This is a genomic window from Mesorhizobium sp. M5C.F.Ca.IN.020.29.1.1 (assembly GCF_003997375.1).
In the GTDB taxonomy this organism is placed as follows: Bacteria; Pseudomonadota; Alphaproteobacteria; order Rhizobiales; family Rhizobiaceae; genus Mesorhizobium; species Mesorhizobium wenxiniae.
In genome coordinates, this window is the sequence record NZ_RZSW01000449.1 from 1 (window position 1) to 5,224 (window position 5,224).

The 5,224-nt window shown below is 60.4% G+C and carries 6 protein-coding genes; 3 read left to right on the forward strand and 3 right to left on the reverse strand.

Features of this window, described 5'->3' with window-relative positions; translation table 11 throughout:
• The 3 genes from gatB to EOA85_RS26750 all read right to left on the reverse strand — a co-directional run.
• On the reverse strand, window positions 1-961 hold a 961-nt coding region (gene gatB, locus EOA85_RS26740; protein ID WP_127211769.1), incomplete at its 3' end, for an Asp-tRNA(Asn)/Glu-tRNA(Gln) amidotransferase subunit GatB.
• Between the two features lie 163 nt (window positions 962-1,124).
• Complete coding sequence (locus EOA85_RS26745) at window positions 1,125-1,556, reverse strand: CBS domain-containing protein (RefSeq protein WP_023798170.1); 432 nt, start codon at window positions 1,554-1,556, stop codon at window positions 1,125-1,127.
• A gap of 201 nt (window positions 1,557-1,757) precedes the next feature.
• On the reverse strand, window positions 1,758-2,516 hold the full coding sequence (locus tag EOA85_RS26750; protein WP_127211770.1) for a rhomboid family intramembrane serine protease: 759 nt from the start codon (window positions 2,514-2,516) through the stop codon (window positions 1,758-1,760).
• 422 nt (window positions 2,517-2,938) lie between these two features.
• Here EOA85_RS26750 and EOA85_RS26755 point away from each other — a divergent pair, with 422 nt between their 5' ends.
• From EOA85_RS26755 to EOA85_RS26765, 3 genes are all read left to right on the forward strand, one after another.
• Complete coding sequence (locus tag EOA85_RS26755) at window positions 2,939-3,574, forward strand: PAS domain-containing protein (protein ID WP_065008197.1); 636 nt, start codon at window positions 2,939-2,941, stop codon at window positions 3,572-3,574.
• A 120-nt stretch (window positions 3,575-3,694) separates the two neighbouring features.
• Window positions 3,695-4,312, forward strand: a complete 618-nt coding sequence (locus EOA85_RS26760) for a PilZ domain-containing protein (protein ID WP_095492016.1) — start codon at window positions 3,695-3,697, stop codon at window positions 4,310-4,312.
• A 241-nt stretch (window positions 4,313-4,553) separates the two neighbouring features.
• Window positions 4,554-5,162, forward strand: coding sequence for a transglutaminase-like cysteine peptidase (locus EOA85_RS26765; RefSeq protein WP_127211771.1), 609 nt, complete (start codon window positions 4,554-4,556; stop codon window positions 5,160-5,162).
• The last annotated feature ends 62 nt before the right edge of the window (window positions 5,163-5,224 follow it).

Genomic DNA, 5,224 nt, shown 5'->3' on the forward strand with positions numbered 1-5,224 from the left:
GTTCAGGCAGATCGTTTGCCAACGCATCGACATAGGCCTGGTCGAATTCCAGCGGCAGAAGATCGGGATCCGGGAAATAGCGGTAGTCGTGCGCTTCTTCCTTGGAACGCATCGAGCGCGTCTCGCCCTTGTTGGGGTCGAACAGCCGCGTTTCCTGGTCGATCTTGCCGCCATCCTCTAGGATGGCGATCTGGCGGCGCGCCTCGTAGTCGATGGCCTGGCCGATGAAGCGGATGGAGTTGACGTTCTTGATCTCGCAACGCGTGCCGAATTCGCCGCCAGGCCTGCGCACCGAGACGTTGACGTCGGCGCGCAGCGAGCCTTCGTCCATATTGCCGTCGCAAGTGCCGAGATAGCGCACGATGGTGCGCAGCTTGGTGACATAGGCCTTGGCCTCGTCGGCGGAGCGCATGTCGGGCTTGGAGACGATCTCCATCAACGCCACGCCGGAGCGGTTGAGGTCGACATAGGACATCGTCGCATGCTGATCGTGCATCGACTTGCCGGCGTCCTGCTCCAGATGCAGGCGCTCGATGCCGACCTCGATGTCCTCGAATTCGCCCTGTCGGTCCGGGCCGACCGAGACGATCACCTTGCCCTCGCCGACGATCGGCTGCTTGAACTGCGAGATCTGATAGCCCTGCGGCAAATCGGGATAAAAATAGTTCTTCCGGTCGAAGACCGATTTGTGGTTGATCTCGGCCTTCAGCCCGAGGCCGGTGCGGATCGCCTGCTTGACGCATTCCTCGTTGATGACCGGAAGCATGCCCGGCATCGCCGCATCGACCAGGCTGACATTGGCGTTTGGCGGCGCACCGAAAGCCGTCGAGGCGCCGGAGAACAGCTTTGCTTGCGAGGTCACCTGCGCGTGCACCTCGAGGCCGATGATGATTTCCCAGTCGCCGGTGGCACCTGATATCAGGCGCTTGGCGTCGGGTGTGCGAGTATCGATGAGGGTCATAGTGGCCTGCGAGTTATCGGTGACGGAATTCACTTCTCAACGTGAATTCCGTCACGTCCGACGTGAAAGTCACTCGCTAGTGCAAACCGCAAAAAGAGACAAGCGCAAAGCCAAAGCTGGCGCTTCACATCGAATCCAGCCGGCCGGCTGAAGAAATAAGGCGTCACGCCGTCGCGATGTAGGCCCTGATCTCCGCGGCCTCGCGCTCGACATCCTCGATGCGCCGCTTGACCACATCACCTATGGACACGATGCCGTCGAGCAGGCCGTCCTTTTCCACAGGCAGATGGCGGAAACGGCCACTGGTCATGATCTCCATGACTTCATTGACGGTGTGGTTCTCATTACAGATCTTCACCTTGGGCGTCATGGCCGAACGCACCGCGATATCCAGTGCGGCGGCTCCTTCCCTGGCGAGGACCCGCACGACGTCGCGCTCGGAAAGAATACCGACGATCTTATGATCGCCATTGGTGATGACCAGCGCACCGATCCTGTGTTCGGCCAGGATGCGAATGGCCTCGCTCAGCTTTTCGTTCGGCCCGAGCGTCAACACGTCATGGCCTTTCTGCTCGAGAATTGCCTTAACAGTCATGGCGTCCTCCTCAGTTTTACTTGCCGGTTCCTGCCCTGACCGGCTTTCCTTTTGCGCATGACCCCGAAAATCGGCCCCGATTTTCGGAAGGATCATGCGCAAATCAAAGTTCTACAGCGTCCTTTGCGCGTCCAAGAGGACGCGCGGCGCTGTAGTGAACATCGTGCGCCGCGATCGATTGCATTTCAAGTGCGGCGATGCTTAAGCCGTGAACTCATCCGGCTGCTGCCGTCGATCGAAAGCGCGCAGGCCGAAGAAGCCGGCGACGAAACCGCCAATATGCGCCTCCCAGGCGATCTGGCTGTCGATGCCGGGCGCGAAGGCAACGAGGCCGGTGGCGAGATTGATCACCATCCAGATGGCAAGAAAAGTCACAACGCCGCGCGAGCGGAACACTGCCGCCATCGGCAGCGGCGCGCCGGCGAAGGCGGCTTTGCCGGACGAGCGGTCCGTGCGGAAGCCAAAGCGGGCGGCGGCCCCCATCATGCCGGAAATCGCCCCCGATGCGCCGACCAGCGGCGCCTGGCCGAGCGGATGCACGGCCCAGAACAGCAGCACCGCCGCCAGCCCCGTCGCCGCGAAGAAAAGGCTGAAACGAAGCGCGCCGAAGCGGTTCGCCAGCGGTGAGCCGAAAGCCGCCAGCCACACCATGTTGACGGCAAGATGAGCAAAGCCGCCATGCAGGAAGGCATAAGTGAAGGGGCTCGAAAACGCGTAGAAATCGAGGTCGAAGCGACCGGAATAGCGGATCGGAATGAAGGCGGTCCGGATCAGCAGGGAGAAATCCTGGTCCTCGGTGAGCCAGTAGAGCCGGATCAGATGAACGACGACGCAGATGCCGATCACCGCCAGCACAACCGGCGGCATGTTGAATACCGGCTCGCGAAGACGCTCCGGCTCTCGGCCGACAGGTCCGCCCTCGCCCTGTTCCATTTCCGATGGGCTTGCTGGTTCGCTCATATGGCTCGCACTCAGTCGCTGGATTCGACTTCGCGAGCATGTAGATCACGGCCACCCGATTCACAAAGGGGCGAATCGCCCCACGCAAATCACAACCGGGGCGAATCAAAATTGGCGCGAATCAAAAAGAAGCCGTCCAAGGTTTCCCTTGAACGGCTGGTCGAGCCCCCATGCTCCCCCAAACTCTTGACTGAACTGCTGCCGATCGCTGCGAAACGACCGCTTCTGGAGTGGTTTTAGCGTGCCACGGGCGTGGCCGGGGCGCAACGTAAACCACTTGTTAACCTTAACGACCCCGACCCGTGAACAAGTGTTAACGATGCTGGCACGCATCCTGCTCCGCAACGCATGTAGGTCCTCGGAGGGCGCCCTTCTGTTCACCGATGGGACATCAGACGACAGATTGCGCGGAGCAGCATAACATGAACCAGAACGGATCGATCACGCTGTTCCATTATTGGAACCGGCTGCGTGACGGGCGCCCTGCCCCGAAGCGTTCGGAAGTCGAGCCAGCCGACATCAAGTCGCTGCTGGCCGACACATTCATCCTGGAAAAGGATACGCGCGGCGAAGCGGTATTCCGGCTCGCCGGCACCCGGCTTTGCGCGGTCTATGGCCGTGAACTCAAGGGGTTTTCCTTCCCCTCTCTATGGCGCGAGAAGGACCAGCGGCTTATCTCGAAACTGATCCACGGCGTCTTCGATCAGAAATCCGTATTGCTCATCACCTATGAAGGTTTCAGCCGCACCGACCGTTCCAGCAAGTTCGAGCTGCTCGCCCTGCCGCTCGACGGCGGCGTCGAAAATCCGCGCTGCCTCGGCGTGATAAGCGCCGCTGAAAAACCCTTCTGGCTGGGCGCGGACCCGATCGCCGACGCCCTGATCGATTCGATCCGCGTCGTCGATCCGGAGAAGGAACCGATATTCGCCAAGAACCGGCCGGCCATCGACGTTCCCTCGCTTGTCCCGTCGGAACTCGATCCGCCCCAGACGATTTCGGCGCTCGGCCAGGCGCGCCGCATCCGCCATCTGGTCGTGTTCGACGGCGGGCGCGGGTAATAATCCAAAACTCTAAAGTAGCGATGTCAGGCTTTCCCCTTTGTTAACCCGCTTCGCTGTAGCTTTCTGACGAAGTTCCTCGCATCAACGCGCGGAATGCCAGACGGGGTGTAGGCAGTCATGAGGTCAGCGGCGGTCGACACCGCGCCGTCCCGAGCTGAAAGGCGTAACTTTCAGCGCGTTCGCGTGAAAATCTACGGACGCTTCATGCTGGAGGATCGCACCGAACATCCATGCCAGGTGGTCGATATGTCGCCGGGCAATGTAGCGCTTCGCACCGAGCGCATCGGCATGCCGGGCGAGAAGGTCATCGCCTATATCGATCACATCGGCCGCATCGAAGGCGTCGTCACCCGCATCCTGCAGGATGGTTTCGCGATGACGGTCATCGCCTCGGAACGCAAGAAGGACAAGCTTGCCGCGCAGTTGACCTGGCTCGCCAACAAGCACGAGCTTGATCTGCCGGAAGATCGTCGTCACGAACGCGTGGCGCCGCGCAATCCGACCAGCGTGCTTCAGCTCAGTGATGGGCGCCAGTACCAGTGCCGCATCATCGACCTGTCGCTTTCGGGCGCCGCGGTCGAGATCGACGTCAAGCCGGCAATCGGCATCCAGGTCATGCTCGGCACGATGCGCGGCCAGGTGGTGCGACATTTCGAGGACGGCGTCGCCATCGAGTTCGCGGTCATCCAGCGGCCCGAAACACTCGATTCCGAATTCAACGCATCCGGCACCTGACAACCAACACACGTTACCGCAATCGAACCGGCCCATTTCGGCCGGTTTTTTGTTGCCCCGATGCCGCGCCAAGGCGCCGCGCCGGCCGATACGGCCCCGCGAGAACGCCTCAACAACTTTGTACTGAAATGATTCAAATTTTATGTGTATTCTCTAGGCGTTTTACTTAATGTCTACTTCGAGCCTTTGCGTCGAATAAATCCAATCGTGTCATTGTCTCCTCAAACGGGGAGACTGAACGATGAAGACGACGAGGGGCAAGCTGTTGCTCTTGGCAATGGCGATGCAGCTTACCGCCTGGGGAACGGCGTATGCAGCGGGACCTGCCTTCATGCACACCGGCAGCCGTACCACACAGCCGGTCGGCCATTACGAGTTCTGTCAGAAGATTCCGCAGGAATGCAATCAGCGGACGCCGAAGCAGGCGCCGATCGAGCTGACCCGCAAGCTGTGGGCGAAGATCGTCAGCATCAACAATTCGGTCAACAGCAAGATCGCGCCACGCACCGATATGGAACTGTGGGGCAAAGAAGAAGTCTGGTCCTATCCCAACAGCGGCTTCGGCGATTGCGAGGACTATGCGCTGGAAAAGCGCCGCGCGTTGATGAACATCGGCGTTCCGGCCGGCGACCTGCTGATGACGGTTGCGCGCCAGCCGAACGGAGACGGCCACGCGGTGCTGACCGTGCGCACCAGCCTCGGAGAGTTCATCCTCGACAATCTGGAAACCAGGGTGCTGTCCTGGACCGCTACCGACTACACCTACCTGAAGCGCCAATCGAGCCAGAATTCGGGCGCTTGGATAATGATCAACGACGGCCGCTCCGACGCGGTCGCCAGCGTCCGCTAAGGACACCAATGCATGTCGCCCAAAAGTGCGCAGCGGTTTTGGGATAGTGACATGCATAAAAC